Origin of the sequence: Nannocystis pusilla, from assembly GCF_020073745.1 — a bacterium.
Lineage (GTDB): Bacteria > Myxococcota_A > Polyangia > Nannocystales > Nannocystaceae > Nannocystis > Nannocystis radixulma.
In genome coordinates this window covers 110329-129076 of the sequence record NZ_JAIRAU010000036.1, presented here as the reverse complement: position 1 = coordinate 129076, position 18748 = coordinate 110329, and the positions used below count along the sequence as shown (strand labels likewise).

The following is an 18748-nucleotide window of genomic DNA, read 5'->3' as shown; positions in this document are numbered from 1 at the left end:
CCGAAGATCACGTAGGTGAACGCCGACAGGTCGGTGTGCCCGTGATCGATGGTGAGCCGGACCTGCTTGGTGATCAGCAGCGCGTACAGGTCCGGCATCGTCATGTTGGCCGGCGTCAGCAGCTCTTGCAGGATCTCGAGCGCCGCGCGGTGGTCGGGGTCCTGCAGCGGCGGGGCGTCCATCAGCGCCAGGAAGGGCCGGTTCGCCAGCTCGTCCTGGATCGCCGACAGCTCGGCGGCGACCGCCGCCTTGCGCGCCTCCTGGCCCTCGGGCAGCTCGACGCCGAGGAGCTGCAGGCCCTCACGACCGGCCTCGATCGCGGCGTGGATCCTGCCGGCGGTGACGTGGACGGTGACCCGCAGGGCGTGCACGTGGGCGCGCTCGGACCGCGACAGCGGGCGGGTCGCGAGCGCGTCGAGGCAGGCGTCGGCGCGGTCGACGGCGCCGCGCAGGTACTCGCAATTGGCCTGCTCGAATTGCAGGTCGAAGCAGAGCGGGTCGCCGGCGATCCAGCTGTCGGCCTCGCCGGGAGGGCCGACCCCGAGCAGCAGGAGGCCGCCGAGGATGTGGGCGAGCGCGGCGTCGTAGCTGGCGCTGGTGCGGGCGCGGCGGGCGGCCTGCAGGTGGAGCTCGGCGGCGCGGCGGCGCAGCGGTGGGTCGCGCAGCTCGGGCTCGGCGTGGCGGAGGTGGGCGACGAGGTCGAACAGCGCCTCGGAGGCGTCGCCGGCGGCGTCGAGGCGGGCGAGCAGGACGCGGGCGACGGCGAGGTGGAGCGCGGGGCGTTCGTCGGCGGCGACCAGCGCGTCGGCGGTCTGGCGCACGCGGTCGTGGAAGAAGCGCATGGCCGAGGGGCCGGCGTCGGCGACGAGGTCGAGGTCGAGGGCGGGCTCGAGGCGCAGGACGGCCTCGGTCTGGTCGCAGCCGAGGACCTGGGCGAGGAGGTCGACGTCGAAGCGGGCGCCGATGCAGGCCGCGACCTTCACGGCCTCGAGGGTCGACGGCGGCAGCTTGCGCAGGGTGGCGCCGAACAGGTCGGCGACGGTCTCGGGCACGCTGGCGGCGTCGACCCCGGCGAGCGCCCAGGTCCACGCGCCCGCGCCCGGGTCGAAGCGCAGGCGGGCCTCGCGGTGGATGAAGCGCAGGTACTCGCGCACGAACAGCGGGTTGCCGCCGGTGCGGCGCAGCAGCTCCTCCGCGAGCGCGTGCAGCGAGTCGCCGCCGCCGAGCACGTCGCGCAGCAGCTGCTCGATGTCGTCGACGCCGAGCGCCCCGAGCACGAGCTCCACCGGCGCCGGCGTGGCGCCCCGCAGCGCCGCGAGGTGGGCCGGCAAGGAGTGACTGGTCGCGACCTCGTTGTCGCGGAAGGCCTCGATCACGAGCAGGTGCCGCACCTCGACGCTCGCGGCCAGCGCCTCGCACAGGCGCAAGCTGGCGGCGTCGGCCCACTGCACGTCGTCGAGGAACAGCACGAGCGGCCGCTCGGCCGCGGTGAAGCAGGCGATGAAGCGCTGCAGCGTCAGCTGCAGCCGCTGCAGCCGCTCGCCCGCGGACAGCGGCGCCGGCGGCGGCTGCGGGCCGACGATGGCCTGGACCTCGGGCAGCAGCTCGGCGATCACGGGCAGGCCGGTGCCGACGCCGCGCCGCAGCCGCTCGCGCCAGGCGGCGACCTCGGACTCCCTGCCCGAAAGGGCATGTCGCAAGAGACCTCCGAGCGCCTGGACCAGCGCCGAGAACGGCTCGCTGCTGCGCTGCGGCTCGAACTTGCCGGCCGAGAAGCGGGCCCGCGCGGCGACCTCCGCGGCGAGCTCGTGCACGAGCGCCGTCTTGCCGCCGCCCGAGGGCGCCGCGAGCAGGCAGACCACGCCGTCGCCGTCGGCCGCGCGGGCGAACGCCTCGCGCAGCCGCTGGCGCGCGCCGTCGCGGCCGTACAGGTTGGCCGGGAGGCGCAGGTGCGCGACCAGGCCCTCGCGCCGGGGGACGAACGAGGCGTCGCCCGGGTGCGCGGCGACGGCCTTCAAGTCGAGCAGGAGCGCCGCAGCGCCGGCGTAGCGATCCTCGGGGTTCTTGGCGAGGAGCGTGTGGACGATCGCCGCGAGCGCGGGCGACACCTGCGCGGCGCGGCGGCCGAGGGGCTCGGGGAGGCGGGTCAGGTGCGCGTGCAGGAGCTCGAGCGGGTCGTCGGCCTGAAACGGCGGCGCCCCGCTCAGGAGGGCGTAGAGCACGGCGCCGAGCGAGTAGAGGTCGGCGCGGGCGTCGGGCTCGTGGCGCGTGCGCCCGCTCTGCTCGGGGGCGACGAAGTCGATCGGCCCCGCCAGGGCGTCGAACAGCGCGGGCCCGGACAGCGCGGGCCAGCTGGCGCGCGCGAGGTCGGTGAGCTTGACCGTCCCGGCGGCGTCGACCCACAGCGCCTCGGCGCTCAGGCTCGAGTGGATCGCCCCGGCCGCGTGCACGCGCGCCAGCGCCTCCGTCGCGGCGATCGCCAGCTCGAGGGTCGCCGCCTCGCTCCGCCAGCGCGGATCGCCGACGCGGACCGGCGCGCCGGCGAACGATTCGTAGACCAACACCGGCCGAGCCCCGTAGCGCTCGACGCCTCGCGTCGCCAGGATCCCGGGCGCATCGAGGGCGCGGGTGACGGCGTGCTCTCGCTCGAGCTCGGCGAGGACGCCCGCGGTCGCGTCGTCACCGACCGACATCTTCAACAGCAGGACTTCGCCGTCCTCCCGGGTCGCGCGCACCAATTGCCACTGCGGTCGCGAGACGAGCGGCTCCACGACGCGAAATCCGGGCAAGCCGGGGCGCTCTTCGGATCGTCGTTCCTGCACCGGGGGGGGCCATGATTGTGCCATGGAAGCCCTCGCGCAGCGGACGCCCCGACGTCTGCAGAATGAACGACAGGTCCGCATGATATCGGGTGAAGAACTACACTGTGCACAACAGAGTCCGGCGGGACTACCGCAGAAACCGCGTCCGGCGCCCGGCACGCGGCGTCGCCCGTGACGACCGCGCGCGCCGACGACACGCTGCAGTCACTCGGGGGCCCGTGACGACGGGCCTTTTGACCCCGACCGAGCACCTCGACGGGCGAAACGCCGTGGCGGCAATCCGAGCACATCATGCGACGAGATCGACCGCATGGATCGCCGCGCAATGGTGAGACGCGGCCGATTCACCATACCCGTCGCGCGTGAGACCGGATGTCACACGCGCCAGGCTCTTCTGAGGCCTTCGAGGACGCGGTCGCGGTTGGCGGGCGTCAGCTTCTTGATCTCGCGCGGCTCCCAGGGCTCGGGGTGTCTCCCGAGGATGTTCTCGTTGAACACGCAGGCCACCTCGTCGCCGACCTTCGGCGCCGGCCTCGTGCACGAGAAGGGGCCCGCGAAATCGGCGAAGGGAGCGTCCTGCGCCGCCGCGACGCGAAAGACCTGCTGCTGCAGCGTCTCCGACACGACCTCGCCGACGTCGACGACGCGCCCGACGACGATGAGCGTCCTCGGCGCCCGGTAGCGCGCCAGCACGTCGGCCTCTTCCGACGGATCGAAGTAGCGCAGAGAGTACTCGGGGGGCCCGTCGTGCTTGAGTCTCCAGCCCTGCAACGACAGTTCGACGGCGCGGGGGCCCGCCCAGACCGTCCGCTCCCGGCTCCCGACCTCGGGCTTGAAGTCCGACGCGTACACGAAGGAATTGGCGAAGTTCGCCTTGATCCAGCGGCCGAGCGCGTTGAACCACGTGGTCATCGCGCGCGCGGTGTTCGGGTTCGTCGCCGGCGCTCCTTTCCAGCCGGTGGCGAGCGCGATACGCCCCACCCCGATCGAGGTGTCTTTGCCCGGCGAACGCAGGAACTGGATGAGCGACTCGTCCGAGCGCAGGTAGTAGTCGTCGCAGGATGGGACGTGCTCGACCTGCGGTCGCGGGAGAATGGCCGCGTCCCACAGCATGCAATGCAGGCTCTCGATCCCCCGGACGTCGCGCGTGTGGTGGATCTCGGGGGTCGGGCTCCTCACGTCGGTGATCAGCGAGACGGTCGGTCGCTCGAACACGAAGCTCAGGAAGGCGGCTTCATCCTCGGGCGCCATGAGCGTGACGATCTGCGAGCGCACGCCCGCGACCTTGCCACGGCTCGGGCCGGCGGCGACGAGGCCGAATCGAGTCCACGGGGTGAGCTATCCGGGAGCGCCGATGGCCGCTGAGGATCGCAACGACCGCGACGATCGTCGCTGCGCGGGGCGGTCCGCGAGCTAACGCTCCTCGAGCGCGCGCAGCCCGGCGACGAGCGCCTCGTAGACCGCCGCGACGCGAGGGACGCGGCGGATCGCCGCGCGGGTGACGACGTAGACCTCGAGCGGCGGGAGCGGCGGAAGTTCGACCTCGTCGAACACGCACAGCTCGGGCATCACCTCGACGAAGTTCCGCGGCGCGACGGCGACGCCGAGGCCCGCGCGCACGAGGGCGAGCTGGGTCTCGACGCTGGTGCACTCGAGGATCGCGCGGGGCGCCTCGATCGTGTCGAGCCAGGCGCGCTCGGGCGCGACGAAGCTCGGGTGCACGTAGGTGACCCACGGCAGGTCCCGCGCCGCCACCCCGCGGAGCCGCCGCTTCGCCGCCCGTGAGACCAGCAGCACCCGCTCGATCCGCGCCACCCGCTGGCCGACCAACTCGCCGCGCGGCGTGCGGAAGAAGCGGAGCGCGATGTCGGCCTCGTGGCGCGCGAGGTCGACCGCGGCGTCGCTGGTGAGCAGCTCGATCGCCAGCTCGGGGTGGCGCTCGAGCAGCGCCGGCAGCACGCGCGGCGCGACCACGTGCTGCGCCAGCCCCTCGGTCAGCGCCACGCGGACCCGCCCGCTCACCCGCCCCTCGCACGCCTGGGCGCGGTCTTGCAGCGCCAGCATGGCCCGCTCGACCTCGAGCGCCTGCTCGACCAGCTGGGCGCCGAAGGTGCTCTGGACGACCGCCCGCGGCCCGCGTTCGAACAGCTTGCGCCCCAGCGCCTCCTCGAGCGCCGCCACGCGGCGGCTCACGGTCGACTGGTCGGTCGCCAGGGCCCGGGCCGCCCGCGAGAACGAGCCCTCGCGCGCGACGGCGAGGAAGTAGCGCACGGCGTCCCAGTCTTCGAGGAGCGCCGAGGTCGGCGCGACGGTTCGAGCCATGCATCCTTGCATAGCACATATGGGCCTTCACGCATGGTATCCCGGCGCCGACCGCCGCAGTCTGGAGGCCATGAAGAGAGCATTGATCCTGCTCGGGCACGCCGACCCGGCGAGTTTTAATCGAAGTATCGCCGCCAGCTACCAGGCGGGCTTCCGCGGCGCCGGGGGCGAGGCGGAGCTCGTCACCCTGAGCGAGCTGCGGTTCGACCCGGTGCTGCGTCACGGCCACCGCGGCGAGCAGGCGCTCGAGCCCGACCTCGTCGATCTGCGCGCCCGGATCGAGGCGGCCGACCACCTCGTGTGGGTGTTCCCGACCTACTGGGTGTCGCCGCCGGCGGTGGTGCGGGCGATCGTCGACCGGCTGTTCGTCCCGGGCTGGGCCTTCGCCTACGAGGCCGGCAAGGCGCTCCCGAAGGGCCTGCTCGCCGGCCGCTCCTCACGGGTGCTGACGACCATGGACAGCCCGTCGTGGTGGTACTCCCTGTGGCACTACCGCGCGATCCACGGCGCGTTCGTCAACGGCACGCTGCGCTTCGTCGGGCTCGCGCCGGTCAAGCTGTCGGCGCTCTACGAGACGCGCACCCGCACCGCGGCGCAGCAAGAGCGCTGGCTCGCCGAGGTCCGGGCGATCGCGGCGGCCGATCATGCCCGCTGCCCCGAGGCGGCTCGACGCGCGTCGCAGCTGCGGGCCCCGGGCCGGGCGCTGACCTCGTGAAGCGGCGAGCGAGTCGCGGTCGAATCACATGCACGGGAGCCGGGCGCAGCGTGCATGGATTGTCGAACTGTTGACAATGGAGGTGCGCCGATTCGCCGCCCGGACCGCCGCGACGGGAAAGGGGTCAGCGCGCTCCGATCACTATTTCACCGTCGCGGCCGCGCCGGGTAGAGCTGCGTGTATGGTACACCCGGCGGCGCGCCACGACGACACGAGGTGCACCGAGCGGCGAGCGACGACTCGCGGCGGGCATGCGGTGGCTGCAGCGGGGCCAGCAGGTTTCTCGCCCCTCGTGCAAGTGGCGCGCAGGGGGCGCTGGCGGCCGGCCGTCGGGTAAATTCGCTGCAAGTCAAAGCATTGGGCCGACGCGGGGCCCGGCGCCGTTGGCTGCAGCGCGGGTGAGAGGCCGTGTGAGACCACCCATCATCGGCTCGTCACCGGATGTTCAAGAAAACTTCACTGTTGTGTTTCGTCACCGACCGGACTGAAAAGCGTTCAATAGTGTGACGTTGAATGTGGGCAGGGCCGCGAGGGGCGCGCCGATGTCGGAGCACATTCGTCGCGGCGCTGCCACGGCCACGAGACGTGCCCCTCGGCGGCCTGCGGGCGTGCATCGGCCTGATCGAGGGATCTCCTGGCTCGCGCCGGCCGCTGAGCGTTCCCCTGATGGACCGCGGCGTCGTGCGTGAGCTGTGCCCGCGTCGCTCAGGTGGTGGACGCTGGTTTGCAGGCGCGTATCGCCCCGCATACGCTCGCGGGATGACAACCATTCGGTTCTATCGATGCGCTGCGGCGCTGAGCGTGATGATGTCGACGGCCTGTGGCGACAGCGGTGTGACGACGGCGAGCGGCACCGACGCGGATGCGAGCACCACGAACGGGTCGGGCGGCGGCACCGACATGACGGCGACGACGACGGCGAGCGCCGGTTCGGACTCGGACGCAGGGACGGAGAGCGGCAGCGACTCGACGCCGACGACCTCGGACGGCTCGACCGGGACGACGACCCCGGACACGACGACGACGTCGGGAGACACGACGGGCACGACCGACGGGGCCGTCTCGGAGACGACCGACGCGACCGGGGAGACGACCGACGCGACCGGCGATACGACGACCACGACCGGCGATACGACGAGCACGACCGACGAGACGACCACCACGACCGGCGGGATGATGCAGGAGTGCAGCGACCTCACGGTCACGTACCGCGACCACAAGCCGCTCCACGTCGACTTCGGCTGCCACATGAACGGCGTCGGGGCGCGCCCGGGGCTGGTGATGGACACGCTCGGGCCCGACGACAAGCCGGTCTACAATCCGAACCCGCCGGCACCGCCGCCCAACTGGTTCGGCACGACGCCGCAGATCACCTCGGAGGCGTCCTTCCACGAATGGTACAACACGGTGCCGGACGTCAACATGGAGATCCCGGGCGTGCTGAGCCTGACCGAGATCATGCCGAACATCTGGAGCTACAGCAGCTCCTCGTTCTATCCGCTCACCGACCAGGGCTTCGGCAACAACGTCGATCCGAACTGGCTCGGCCAGACGTACGGCGACCGCAACGGCGAATTCACGACCGAGATCCACACGATGTTCCTCTACGAGCCCGGTCAGGTGTTCAGCTTCTCCGGCGACGACGACGTGTGGGTGTTCGTCGACAAGAAGCTGGCGATGGACCTCGGCGGGCTCCACGAGCCGGTCATCGGCTCGATCATGCTCGACACCCTCGGCCTCACGGCGGGCAATATCTACAGCCTCGACGTGTTCCACGCCGAACGCTGCGGCACGGGCAGCAACTTCCGCATCGACACGTCGATCGCGTGCTTCCTGCCGCAGTGATCGGGTGAAACGCGCGCGAGCGGCTGGATCGCCGATTCGCTGGACCCGACGGACGGGCTCCCCGGGTTGCGGTCCCGGGGAGCCGGCCCTCAGGCCAGTCCGCCGGTCGCGCGGATGTTCTGGCCGGTCAGCCAGCGCGCGTCCGGGCTCGCCAGGAAGGCGATCAGGTCGGCGATGTCGGCCGGGAGGCCGAGGCGGCCGAGGGGGTCATGGCGACCGCCTGCGGCTCGACAGGGGGCTGATCACCGGCGCCGAGGTGCGGGCCTTCCGCGGCATGACCGGCATGCTGTCCCGCGGCATGCAATCGCTGCGGCGGATGATCGACACGCCGACGTACAACTACGCCGCCAAGATCGGGAAGGCCGTCTACACGGTGCTCGAGCTGACGCGCATGCTGGTCATCCTCGGCACGGCCGCCGGGCTCGCGTTCGTCGCCGACGTAGTCTGGCGCCGCGAGACCGGCCGCCCGATCGCCCCCGGCGAGATATTCCTCGAGATCGTCACCAGCCGCCCGTACCTGCTGTTCGCCGCCGTGATCGTGGTGATCCGCCTGCGGCGGATCCGCTACCGCCTCCGCGACCACGAGACCGACTGAGCCGCGGCCGGTGTTCGGAATCTTTGCCACGATTGCACAATGTGTGATCGCGCCGCACTTTCAACAGGAGAGGAGGCGAGCGCCGAGACGGCCAGGCCCTGGACGAGCGCCAGGGGCTGGGTCATGAACTTCTGCACGACACCGGTGCCGAGGCTGCGGTTGAGGTGAGCGTCGCACGGCTCGTCGCCGTGGTCACCGCGCGCCCCCCCTGCGCTCGCCGACACCTGCTCGAAACCATTGAGCCGTCGTTACGAGCGGTAGAGCTGTAAGCTGCGCTCAGCCCCCCTGATAATCGATCTTGACGTTCCGGCGACCCTTGTAGACCTTGGCGCTCGTCTGCCCCTCAATCTCGAGGACCAGATCCAGCTCGTCAGTCTCGCCCGGAGATGTCGCTATGGAGCCCGATTTGGTCCTGTTGGCCTCGCTGGGGTCCTCGTACTCGGTCTTTCCAGAGACGACGACAGTTCCCCCAACGGGTCGCAAGAGGTCGGAGACCCGGAAGTAGACCGTGTCTCCTTCAGCGATAGGAATCACCCAGGCACCAGTAGCGTCCTGATAGGCGTCTTCGTAACGCGGCGTGCAATCGAGTGAGTCGTCACTATCATCCGTTGCACAGACCCACGTCACGTACACGTTTGCGGCATGAGCGACTTGCGCGGCGAGTAGCACATAGACAGAGGCACAAACCGCCGTGAGCTTTCGCATAGCTGTCCTCCAACAGGCTGTTGCGACCGCGCGAACCTTACATCGGCCATAAAGAAAGTCAAACGCAAAAAATTGGCTCGCGTATATTCGCACCACTGTCATCTGGCAGCCTCACCAATACAACGAATTACCCCGCCCATAATGCTACGCCTCGCGCGATTATGCACCGCCTATGGAAGAGTTCTGGGCAGGCATCCATCAGGCTCCTGATGGCCGTCGTCGCTTGAAGAACGAGCGCCTGTCGAGGGCCCATCACCAGGAGCGTCGAGCAGGGCTCGGCGTCGTGGAGCATCCGGGGGCGTCTCGCCGACTACTATGATTTTCAATGGAGCATCCCCACGAGCTCCTGGCTCCATGCTAGACCCGGCCCGATCAGCAGGCTCTTACCGCGAATGGACCAGGCTTTCGACATCGACCTGCTCCTGACCCCCGCGGCTGCGCGGACGAGGGCCACCGGGCCCCTCCATGCCAGATCAGCGGCACGCGGCGGGCCGGCCGAGCGGTTCGACATCGTCGCGTTTCCATACACCCTCGACCTCGAGGACGATCCTCGCAGGCGCATGCCCAGCGCACGCCCCACGTGAATCGACGGCTGCCCTTCTTCGCGTTGCTGGCGGGCGGGGCTGGGGGGAGACGGGGTCCGGGGTGGACGCGCCGGCCGCGGCGGGTTATGCCTCGCCCATGCGTTTCTGGCCCCTCCTCCTGCTCGCGGCCTGCGGCGCCGCGTCCAAGCCCGCACCGCCGGCCGACGACGACGTCCTGCCCCGGAACTATGGCGGGGTCGCGGCGGTCCCCCACGAGGAGGCGCTGGCCCACATCGGCGTCGTCGCCGAGGTGCCGGCCGGGTTCGAGGCGCGCATCGTCGACGCGCAGAGCATTCGCCTCGACGGATATGCGCTGACCATCGGGATCTCCCGCATCGAGACCGTAGATGTGCCGACTGTCGCGGCGTTCATGGCCAAGGGATACACTGACAGCAGCGTCCAGGTGCAGTCCAGCGAGCAGTGGGACGGCGGCTGGTCGGCGGTGTTCGCCCTCCCGACGGATCCGATGCGGATGGTGCAGGCGGTGATCCGCGCCGGCAAGGACGACCTGTTCTGCGTCGCCGTCGAGGACGACGAGATCCGCAAGGACACCGTCGAGATCGCCACGAAGGTCTGCAGGTCGGTGCGGCCGCGGTGAGCGTGGTGCGACCGTTCGAGCCTCACGGGCCGTCGAACAGCGACTCGTCGAGGCGCAGGATCTTGAACGGCAGCTCCGGCTGCTGGAACTGGTACATCACCCGGTAGACCTCGCTGTCGACCAGGTACAGGCGCCCCTCCGCGACCGTCGCGCTGGTGAGGCCGGTCGGCACCGCCGTCGTCGTGCGCACCACCGCCTGCGCGTAGTCGTCGCCCGTGAAGCTCAGCTGCTGCACGCCGCCGTCGTAGATCACGTAGAGCTCGTCGCCGAGGAACTCGAGCCCGTCCGGCCCCGGGAAGCGCGGGTCACCCGGGAGCGCGAACGGGTCGCCGGAGAACGTGACCTCGGCGATGTCCGCCGGATCGCTCAGCGATACGCGGTACAGCGCCGCCGGGATCGACCTGACGACCAGCAGCTCCTCGCCCCCCGGCGCGATGTCGAGGCCGTTGAGCGCCATCACCCCGGGGGCCACCGGGGCGAACAGCGGGCTTGTGGCGAACACCTCGAACTCGTCGTCGGCGCCGATGCGGTAGATGTTCGGCAGCGCCGAGTCCGTCGCGTAGACCGTCCCCTCGTCGTCCGTCGTCAGGTCGTTGCAGAACGACGGTTCGCCGAGGTCGATGGTGCGCACGAGCGTGCCCTCGTCGATGTCGAACGCGACCACCTTCGAGTTCGGCACCGGGTCCGTCTTCACGTCGACCTGACAGACCCACAGGAGCCGGCGCTCGGCGTCGACGTGCGCCCCGCTGAACGACACCATCGGGTCGGAGGACGCGTAAAATACCTGCTCCTGCCCCAGCGCGGACATCCGGCTGATCTCGCCGCCGTTGATCGCGGTGGTGAAGAACCCGTACGTCAGCTCGTCGTAGGCGATACCCTCGGGCAGCGAGATCTTGCTCGCGAGCGGGTACTGCTCCGGCAGGGGGACGTCGCACGATACGAGGACGGTGAGCGCGGCGGCGATGGACATCAGGGCGTTGTTCTTCATGGCGACCTTTCGTCGTCGGCGGCGATCCAACCAGTAATTGGTGATCTGAAGGAGAGAACGGATCACGCGGACGAGACCGTCTCGGTCGAGCGGTTCGTCACGCGTACTCACGGGCCCCTGCTCGGGCCTCACGCCTCGGCGAAGCAGCGAGCTGCGGCTCGGGTGCCGTCGGAACCGCGTCCGCAGCGGCCGCGACCTGAAGGGCCATGGTTCGGCGCGTGGAGCACGTGCAGCGAACCGTCCGTCCGTTCGCCGGCGATATCTCCGAGGTGGTCTGGCAAACCTGGTCCGCCACCACGGGACTTGCAACTGGGTCGCGCAGCACCCGAGCGCTGCCCATCACGGGCCCCCACGGGTCGCGGTCTGGCCGTCGCGGGCCGGGGAATCGTGTCGACTCCCGGGTCGCGGCACCCGCTGCCGGCGACGAGGCCGTGCACATCGTCACGATCATCCCGTCGCGTCCCTGCCGAGGCGGCGCTGCCCAGGTCCGGACTGGCGATATTGCCCACCATCGGCCGCGTGCGGTATGCGCGCGCAACTCCATCGCTGCGCTTCGCTACCGATGTTCTGGAGAGAGGCGCCGGCGATCGAACCCGCGGTCGGCTCGAGTCGCAGCCGCCGCGATGGCGAAGCTGGTCGAAAAGACAGCTCTCACCCGACCGGTCGGCCGCGCCTCCGGTCCGATGTCTCCCGAGCTACCTTCCACCGTGACATGTCTCTTCGGACAGGCCGCTCCGAGCGCGCCGCCGCTGCCGGGCGCGGGGCCGTGTTCCTCACGCCGCTGCGAAATCACATGACCTTTCAGACAGCCGGTCCGGCGCCGGCCGCGTACCCGTGGCCGGCGCGCGCGCCTGTGCTAAGGTCGCGCGCGGTTCGCCGCCAGCGCGGCGTCCAGCGCCGTCTCCGTGACCACCGCCGTCCTCGCCGAGAAGCCCTCCGTCGCCCGCGACATCGCCGCTGCGCTCGGCGCCACGCGGCGTCGCGACGGGTGGTTCGAGGGGGACGGCTACGTCGTCACGTGGGCCATCGGTCACCTCGTCGCGCTGGCCCAGCCGCACGAGATCGACCCGGCGTGGAAGCGGTGGAGCCTGCACACCCTGCCGATGCTGCCGACGCGCTTCCCGCTGGTGGTCGTGCCGGACACCGGCGATCAGTTCGCGGTGGTGCGACGGATCTTGCGCGACCCATCGGTCACGGGGGTGATCTGCGCGACCGATGCCGGCCGCGAGGGCGAGCTGATCTTCCGCTACATCTACGAGGCGTCGGGCTGCAAGAAGCCGGTCCGGCGCCTGTGGATCTCGTCGCTGACGCCGGCGGCGATCCGCGACGGCTTCGCGCGCCTGCGCAGCAGCGCCGAGTTCGACGGCCTCGCCGACGCCGCGCGCGGCCGCAGCCGCGCCGACTGGCTGGTCGGCATGAACCTGTCCCGCGCGTACAGCCTGGTGCTCGACGAGGACATCTCGGTCGGCCGCGTGCAGACGCCGACGCTGGCGATCCTCGTCGAGCGCGAGCTGGCGATCCGCGACTTCGCCCCCGAGGACTACCGCGAGGTCGTGGCCCGCTTCCAGCCGCTCACCGACGCCCCGGCGCCCGCGAGCTCCTACGCCGGCACGTGGTTCCGGCCGCCGGCGCCGGGCGAGGACAGCGGCGACGCGAACAAGCGCAAGCGCCTCCCGGCCGACGGCGCGGAGGCGGCGGCGATCGTCGCCCGCGCGCTCGCCGGTCGGGCCCAGATCGCGTCGATCAAGGCCGAGACCCGCAGCATCCCTCCGCCGCTGCTCTACGACCTCACCGAGCTGCAGCGCCACGCCAACCGCCTCTACGGCATGAGCGCGCAGCGGACCCTCGACGTGCTGCAGGCGCTCTACGAGCGGCACAAGCTGATCAGCTATCCGCGCACCGACAGCCGCCACCTCTCCACCGCCGTGGCCGCGACGCTCGGCGCCGTGGTCGCGGCCGTGGCCGATCGCTACCCCGGCCTGCTCGCCCCCGGTACCGGCACGACCCCGCTCCGCCGCCGCTTCGTCGACGACGCGCGGGTGACCGACCACCACGCGATCCTGCCGACCGCCACGCCGGCCCGCGCCGGCTCGCTCGCCGCCGACGAGCAAAAACTCTACGACCTGATCTGCCGGCGCCTCCTGGCCGCCTGGCACGACGACTACGTCTATTCGGCGACGACGGTCGTCACCACCATCACCTCGGCCGAGGCCCCGGCGATCGTCGATCACTACGAGAGCCGCGGGACCGCGGTGCAACAGCCGGGGTGGAAGGTGCTCGAGGTCGGTCACGGCAAGCCGGCCGCCAAGCCGCGCGGCAAGCCCGGGTCGGGCGAGTCGGACACCGACGATCAGGCGCTGCCCGCCGGCCTCGTCCGCGGTCAGCCGCAGCAGGTGCTCGAGGCGAAGGCCGTGGCCAAGCAGACCCGACCGCCGCCGCGTCACACCGAGGCCACCCTGCTCACGGCGATGGAGACGGCCGGCAAGACGCTCGAGGAGAAGGAGCTGTCCGAGGCGATGCGCGACCTCGGCCTCGGCACGCCGGCCACGCGGGCCCAGATCATCGAGACGCTGCTCCGCCGCGAATACGCGGTGCGCGACGGCAAGTCGCTCGCGGCCACGGACAAGGGCATCCACCTGATCTCGGTCGTCCACCCCGAGGTCCGGAGCCCGGCGATGACCGGCGAATGGGAGGCCAAGCTCAAGCGAATGTCGCGCGGAGACGGCGACCTCTCGACCTTCATGGCCGAGATCGCGTCGTTCGTGACCGACGTGGTCGGCCGCGTCACGACCGAGCCGTTGCCGCTCCGCAACCCCTCGGGCCGCGCCGCGCGAGACGCCGTCGCCACAACCGCCCCTCGCCGCGCGCGCAAGGCCGCGGAGGAACCGGTCCTCGCGTCCGACACGAGCACGCCGATCACCCCTTCGACGACCGCCCCTCGCGGCGCGCGCAAGCCAAAGAGCGAGCGAGACGCCACAATCACCACACCCGCCCCTCGCCGCCCGCGAAAGGCCGCGAACGAACCGGAGCTCGTCTCCGACCCCGGCGCCCCTTCCACGACCACGCCTCGCAGCGGGCGCGAGACCCAGAGCGAGCAAGACCGCGAAATCACCGCACCCGCTCCCCGGCGCACGCGCAAGGCCGCGAGCGAACCCGAACTCGCCCCCTTGAGCTCGCCGGGACAGCGAATCATCACTCCTCACAACACCCAGAGCGAGCAACACCTCGCAATCACCACACCCGCCCCTCGTCGCCCGCGCAAGGCCGCGGCCGAGCCAGACCTCGACCCGAGCCCGCCGCCGACCGGGCTCACGGGCGAGCGAATCGCCGCTCCTCGCAACAACCGCAGCGCCCAGAACGAGCCAGCTCTCCCAATCACCACACCCGCCCCTCCCGCGAGCTCGTCCCGGGCCCGCGAGCCGGTCACGCTCGATCTGTTCGCGCGCGGCACGGGCGACGCCGCGAGCCAGCGTGCCGCCACGGCCGCCACGGGCACGCGCGACCCGTCCACCCTCGACCTGTTTCCCCGCCGCGAACCCGCGTCGAGCGACCTGCGCGCCCTCTTGCAGTCGCGGTTCGGCTTCCCCGGCTTTCGCCCCTATCAGGAGGCCGTCTGTCGCGCTGCCACGCGCGGCCGCGACCTCTTGTTGGTCATGCCGACGGGGGCCGGCAAGTCGTTGTGTTATCAGCTGCCCGGCATCGCCCGCGGCGGCACCACTCTGGTGATTAGCCCGCTCATCGCGTTGATGGAAGATCAATCGACCAGGCTCGCGGCCCAGGGCTTTCGCGCCGAGCGGATCCACTCGGGCCGCAGCCGCCTCGAATCACGTCAAGCCTGCGTCGCCTACCTCGCCGGCGAGCTCGACTTCCTGTTCATCGCCCCCGAGCGCCTGCGCGTGCCCGGCTTCCCCGAGATGCTCGCCCGGCGCACGCCCGCGCTGATCGCCGTCGACGAGGCCCACTGCATCTCGCAGTGGGGCCACGACTTCCGCCCCGACTATCGCATGCTCGGCCAGCGCCTGCCCGCCCTCCGCCCGGCGCCGATCGTCGCCCTCACCGCGACCGCCACGCCCACCGTCCAGGACGACATCGTCGAGCAGCTGGGCCTCCGCGACGCCGCCCGCTTCATCCACGGCTTTCGCCGCACCAACATCGCCATCGAGGTGCTCGAGCGCAACCCGGGCGAGCGCGCCGCGACGATCCGCGAGCTCCTGTCCGAGCGCGCGCGCCGGCCCGCGATCGTGTACGCCGCGACCCGCAAGAGCGCCGAGGAGCTGGCCGACGCGCTCGGTCCGCGCCTCGCCGCGGCCTACCACGCCGGCATGAGCAACGACGAGCGCGACCGCGTCCAGGCGGCCTTCCTCGCCGGCCAGCGCGAGGTCATCGTCGCCACCACCGCGTTCGGCATGGGCATCGACAAGGCCGACGTGCGCACGATCATCCACGCGGCGCTGCCCGGCAGCCTCGAGGGCTATTATCAGGAGATCGGCCGCGCCGGCCGCGACGGCCGGCCGGCGACCGCGATCCTGATGCACGCCTACGTCGATCGCAAGACCCACGAGTTCTTCCACGAGCGCGACTACCCCGAGCCGAAGACGCTCGCCGCCATCTACACCCGGCTGCCGAAGACGCCGACGCCGCGCGCGACGCTCAACAAGAAGCGCAGCCGCGCCGGGCGCGAGGCGTTCGAGCGGGCCCTCGAGAAACTCATCGTCCACGGCGGCGCGGTCGAGACCGAGGGCGGCGAGATCGTCAAGGGCGCCGCCGGCTGGAGCGCCGGCTACGAGGCTCAGCGCGCGCACAAGGAGGCCCAGCTCCAGCTCATGGCCCGCTTCGCCGGCGCCCACGGCTGCCGCATGGTCCACCTGATCCGTCACTTCGGCGATCGCGAGGACGGCGGCGAGCCCTGCGGCCTGTGCGACGTGTGTGCCCCCGATCGTTGCATCGCCCAGGAATTCCGGGCGCCGAGCGCGAGCGAAAGGCTCCACGTGGCGCGCCTCCTCGCCGCCCTGGCCGCCGCCGACGGGCAGGCCACCGGCCGGCTGCACCGCGACACCTTCCCCGCCGGCGACGTCGATCGCCGCTCGTTCGAGCACTTGCTCGGCGGCCTGGTCGCCGCGGGCCTGGTGACGATCGAGGAGGCCTCGTTCACCAAGCGCGGCAAGGTCATCCCGTTCGAGCGGGCCACGCTGACCGCCGCCGGCCGCTCGCACGAGGCGACCGCCGTCGGGCTCAAGCTGCCGAAGCCGCCGCCGGCCAAGAAGTCCGGGCGGGCCGCCGCGAGCAAGCGGACGCGGACCCGGCGCAAGACCGCGAAGCGCCCGTCGACCCGGCGCAAGACCGCCACGAAGCGCAAGCGAGCGCCGGGCGGCGACGACGATTGACGCGATCAGGCGCTGTACTTGAGCTCCCCCAGCGCCGCGAGCTCGGCGTGGCGATTGAGCCACGCGATCACCGTGTCGCGGTGATGGACCTCCTGCGCGTGCGCGGCGCGGAACCTCGCGGCCAGCGGCTGTTGGTCGACGACGCCGGCGAGCATGCACAGCTGATCCCAGCCCGCGGCGTCGACCAGCTCGGCGATCATCTGCGCGTGGAGGCTCTGCGCCAGGGTCGTGCGCGGGTCGGCGATCGTCTGCAGGAGGCCCAGGCTCTCGACGCCGACGAGGTCGGCCGACGGCGTGACGACCGTCGGGTCGGCGCCGAGGTGGACCAGGACCTCGTGGATCAGCGTGAAGTGATTGGCCTCGTCGCCGCGGAACTCGACCAGCGTCTCGAGCGTCGGGCCGCCGTCCCACGTGTCCTGGGCCTCGAGCTTGACGATGAGCGCGTCGAACAGGCGCACGCCGGTGCGCTCGAACGCCAGCCGCTCGCCGAGCTTGTCGAGCAGCACCCCGTACCGGTGGCCGTGGATGAGGCCCTTGAACTCCTGCAGCACCGCGCGCACGGCCAGCGGCGGCGGCATGTGACCGATCGGGTGCGCCTCCTCGGCGAACTGCCGGCGCAGCTCGGCGAGCTCCTGCTCGGTGCCTGGCGAGGTCGGGCGGCTCTGACGCGCGGCCTCGACGGTGGCCGGGCCGTCGAGCGGCGACAGGAAGATGCCGGTGCGGTTGATGTCGAGGTCGGTGGGACGGTCGGGGGATTTCATGCTCCGCTCGCTCTCTTGAACAATTGAGTGGACGCCGCGGGGATGAGGAGGCTCGTCAGCTCGGTGCCGGGCGCCCAGCGATAGCCCGCCGCGACCGCCTCCGAGGGCGAACCGTCGCGGTTCATGTGCGTGCGGTACACCAGCGACGCCTTCGACTCGGCCGACAGCGGCACGAACTCGGCGCCGCTGGTGCGCAGGTCGACCTCGCGGGCGAGCACCTGGCGCACGAACTTGCGGTGGCTGACGAAGTCGAGCGGGTCGGGCAGGCTGGTCGGGATCACCGACGCCGGGTCGCGGCCCTCGACCTGCTCGAAGATCTCGCGGGCGATCCGCAGGTGCTCGAGCTCGTAGTCGAGGAACCGCTCCCAGATCGCCTTCACCCGCGGGTTGCGCTCGTAGGCGACGCAGCTCCAGTAGGCGTAGGCCTCCATCGCCTCGTGCACCAGCCACTTCTCGAGCCAGGTCTCGTCCGGGTCGCTGATCGCCTGGTACTGCGTCACGTGCTGCTCCTCGATCGACGCGATCTCGGCGTAGAGCTGGCGCGCGACCGGGTCGGCGAAGGTCGGCCCGACCGTCAGGTAGAAGTCGCGCGTCTGGTACTCGGAGCCGGCCAGCAGCGCGGCGTGGATCTTCGTCAGCGGCGCCGCGCGCTCGCGGTCGTACCAGCGCCGCAGGTCGTCGGCCGGCGCGCGGTGCTCGACCGCCGTCGCCCGGCCGGGGCTGATGTCGGTGTACGACTGCAAGATCGCGTTGGCGTCCTTGCCCTCGACCCGGTCCATCAGCGCGGCGAAGCGATAGAGGTGGTCGAAGTCCTCGAGCAGCCCGAAGCGGTGGACCTGGGCGATGTACGGGTCGGGCTCGACCCGGGCGACGTACGCCGTGACCTCGATCGCCGTCTGCTCGTAGCCGATCGTGGTCTCGAGCAGCGACTGATCGGCCGGCTGCATCCAATTGATCAGCGTGGCCTGGTGGTGCTCGACCCGGCGGATCGCCGCCAGCGACAGTCGCAGGTCGGGGTGGATCCCGCGCGACAGGACGTGCTTGAACCGACACGCGTCCTGCTCGACGCCGTGCATGAGGATCAGGCGCACGCGCGTGAACGCGTCGTCGTCGAGCTTGCTGATGGGCTCGGGGGCGAGCTCCTTCCAGCTGAAGACCTGCCGCCGGAGCGGCGTGCCGCGCTCGTGAAAAAGGTCGAGGCTCATGGCGTGAAGGTACCCCGCGTCACCCGGCTCGCAAGCGCGGCGAGCGATTTTGTCGCGTGTGTACCTCTCGACTATGTACATTCTCGATCGAGCTCGATATCGTATGATTCGACCGACGCGCCGCTCACCGCCGGAGCTGCGGCGGGAGCGGCCACGTCGAACGTCGGGGCCGCGAGCGCGGCGGATGAGCATCAACGCCGCTCGCGGTTCATGTCCCCGGACGG

The 18748-nt window shown here is 71.2% G+C and carries 12 protein-coding genes and 1 pseudogene; 5 read left to right on the top strand and 8 right to left on the bottom strand.

The genetic code is table 11. The features are described 5' to 3' along the window. From K7C98_RS27240 to K7C98_RS27230, 3 genes are all read right to left on the bottom strand, one after another. On the bottom strand, positions 1 to 2771 hold a 2771-nt coding region (locus tag K7C98_RS27240; protein WP_224194706.1), incomplete at its 3' end, for an ATP-binding protein. Positions 2772 to 3197: 426 nt separating this feature from the next. Then, positions 3198 to 4097 (bottom strand): hypothetical protein, encoded by a 900-nt coding sequence (locus tag K7C98_RS27235; RefSeq protein ID WP_224194705.1) that lies wholly within the window; start codon positions 4095 to 4097, stop codon positions 3198 to 3200. A gap of 138 nt (positions 4098 to 4235) precedes the next feature. Continuing rightward, positions 4236 to 5144 carry a LysR family transcriptional regulator gene (locus tag K7C98_RS27230; protein WP_224194704.1) on the bottom strand — a complete coding sequence of 303 codons (909 nt, stop codon included), beginning with the start codon at positions 5142 to 5144 and terminating at the stop codon, positions 4236 to 4238. A gap of 70 nt (positions 5145 to 5214) precedes the next feature. On the opposite strand from K7C98_RS27230, the gene K7C98_RS27225 reads away from it, so the two are divergent. Beyond that, on the top strand, positions 5215 to 5859 hold the full coding sequence (locus tag K7C98_RS27225) for an NAD(P)H-dependent oxidoreductase (protein ID WP_224194703.1): 645 nt from the start codon (positions 5215 to 5217) through the stop codon (positions 5857 to 5859). Positions 5860 to 6618: 759 nt separating this feature from the next. Further along, a complete protein-coding gene (locus tag K7C98_RS27220; RefSeq protein WP_224194702.1) occupies positions 6619 to 7704 on the top strand; it encodes a fibro-slime domain-containing protein in 1086 nt (361 codons plus the stop codon). Positions 7705 to 7793: 89 nt separating this feature from the next. Here the strand turns inward: K7C98_RS27220 and K7C98_RS45050 are convergent. After that, a pseudogene (locus tag K7C98_RS45050) lies at positions 7794 to 7910 on the bottom strand (SDR family oxidoreductase); the annotation flags it as partial. Positions 7911 to 7960: 50 nt separating this feature from the next. Here K7C98_RS45050 and K7C98_RS27210 point away from each other — a divergent pair. Next, positions 7961 to 8299, top strand: a complete 339-nt coding sequence (locus tag K7C98_RS27210; RefSeq protein WP_224194701.1) for a hypothetical protein — start codon at positions 7961 to 7963, stop codon at positions 8297 to 8299. 276 nt (positions 8300 to 8575) lie between these two features. On the opposite strand, the gene K7C98_RS27205 is transcribed toward K7C98_RS27210, so the two are convergent. Continuing rightward, positions 8576 to 8833 (bottom strand): hypothetical protein, encoded by a 258-nt coding sequence (locus tag K7C98_RS27205; protein WP_224194700.1) that lies wholly within the window; start codon positions 8831 to 8833, stop codon positions 8576 to 8578. An 816-nt stretch (positions 8834 to 9649) separates the two neighbouring features. On the opposite strand from K7C98_RS27205, the gene K7C98_RS27200 reads away from it, so the two are divergent. Then, positions 9650 to 10186, top strand: a complete 537-nt coding sequence (locus K7C98_RS27200; protein ID WP_224194699.1) for a hypothetical protein — start codon at positions 9650 to 9652, stop codon at positions 10184 to 10186. 22 nt (positions 10187 to 10208) lie between these two features. Here K7C98_RS27200 and K7C98_RS27195 read toward each other — a convergent pair whose 3' ends face one another. Continuing rightward, a complete protein-coding gene (locus K7C98_RS27195; RefSeq protein ID WP_224194698.1) occupies positions 10209 to 11240 on the bottom strand; it encodes an SMP-30/gluconolactonase/LRE family protein in 1032 nt (343 codons plus the stop codon). A gap of 839 nt (positions 11241 to 12079) precedes the next feature. Here K7C98_RS27195 and K7C98_RS27190 point away from each other — a divergent pair. After that, a complete protein-coding gene (locus tag K7C98_RS27190; protein WP_224194697.1) occupies positions 12080 to 16558 on the top strand; it encodes a DNA topoisomerase 3 in 4479 nt (1492 codons plus the stop codon). Between the two features lie 5 nt (positions 16559 to 16563). Here the strand turns inward: K7C98_RS27190 and K7C98_RS27185 are convergent, their stop codons facing one another. Next, positions 16564 to 17319: a ferritin-like domain-containing protein gene (locus tag K7C98_RS27185; protein ID WP_224194696.1), complete on the bottom strand. Its 756-nt coding sequence runs from the start codon at positions 17317 to 17319 to the stop codon at positions 16564 to 16566. Then, the gene (locus K7C98_RS27180; protein ID WP_224194695.1) at positions 17316 to 18524 is read right to left on the bottom strand and encodes a hypothetical protein; all 1209 of its coding nucleotides are present in this window, start codon (positions 18522 to 18524) and stop codon (positions 17316 to 17318) included. The genes K7C98_RS27185 and K7C98_RS27180 overlap by 4 nt, the downstream gene beginning before the upstream one ends. Positions 18525 to 18748 lie beyond the last annotated feature (224 nt).

What these genes read in the sequence shown, in the direction of transcription:
- K7C98_RS27230 (WP_224194704.1), bottom strand. Translation starts at nt 5,144, where the DNA reads ATGGCTCGAACCGTCGCGCCGACCTCGGCGCTCCTCGAAGACTGGGAC.
- K7C98_RS27225 (WP_224194703.1), top strand. Translation starts at nt 5,215, where the DNA reads ATGAAGAGAGCATTGATCCTGCTCGGGCACGCCGACCCGGCGAGTTTT.
- K7C98_RS27220 (WP_224194702.1), top strand. Translation starts at nt 6,619, where the DNA reads ATGACAACCATTCGGTTCTATCGATGCGCTGCGGCGCTGAGCGTGATG.
- K7C98_RS27185 (WP_224194696.1), bottom strand. Translation starts at nt 17,319, where the DNA reads ATGAAATCCCCCGACCGTCCCACCGACCTCGACATCAACCGCACCGGC.
- K7C98_RS27180 (WP_224194695.1), bottom strand. Translation starts at nt 18,524, where the DNA reads ATGAGCCTCGACCTTTTTCACGAGCGCGGCACGCCGCTCCGGCGGCAG.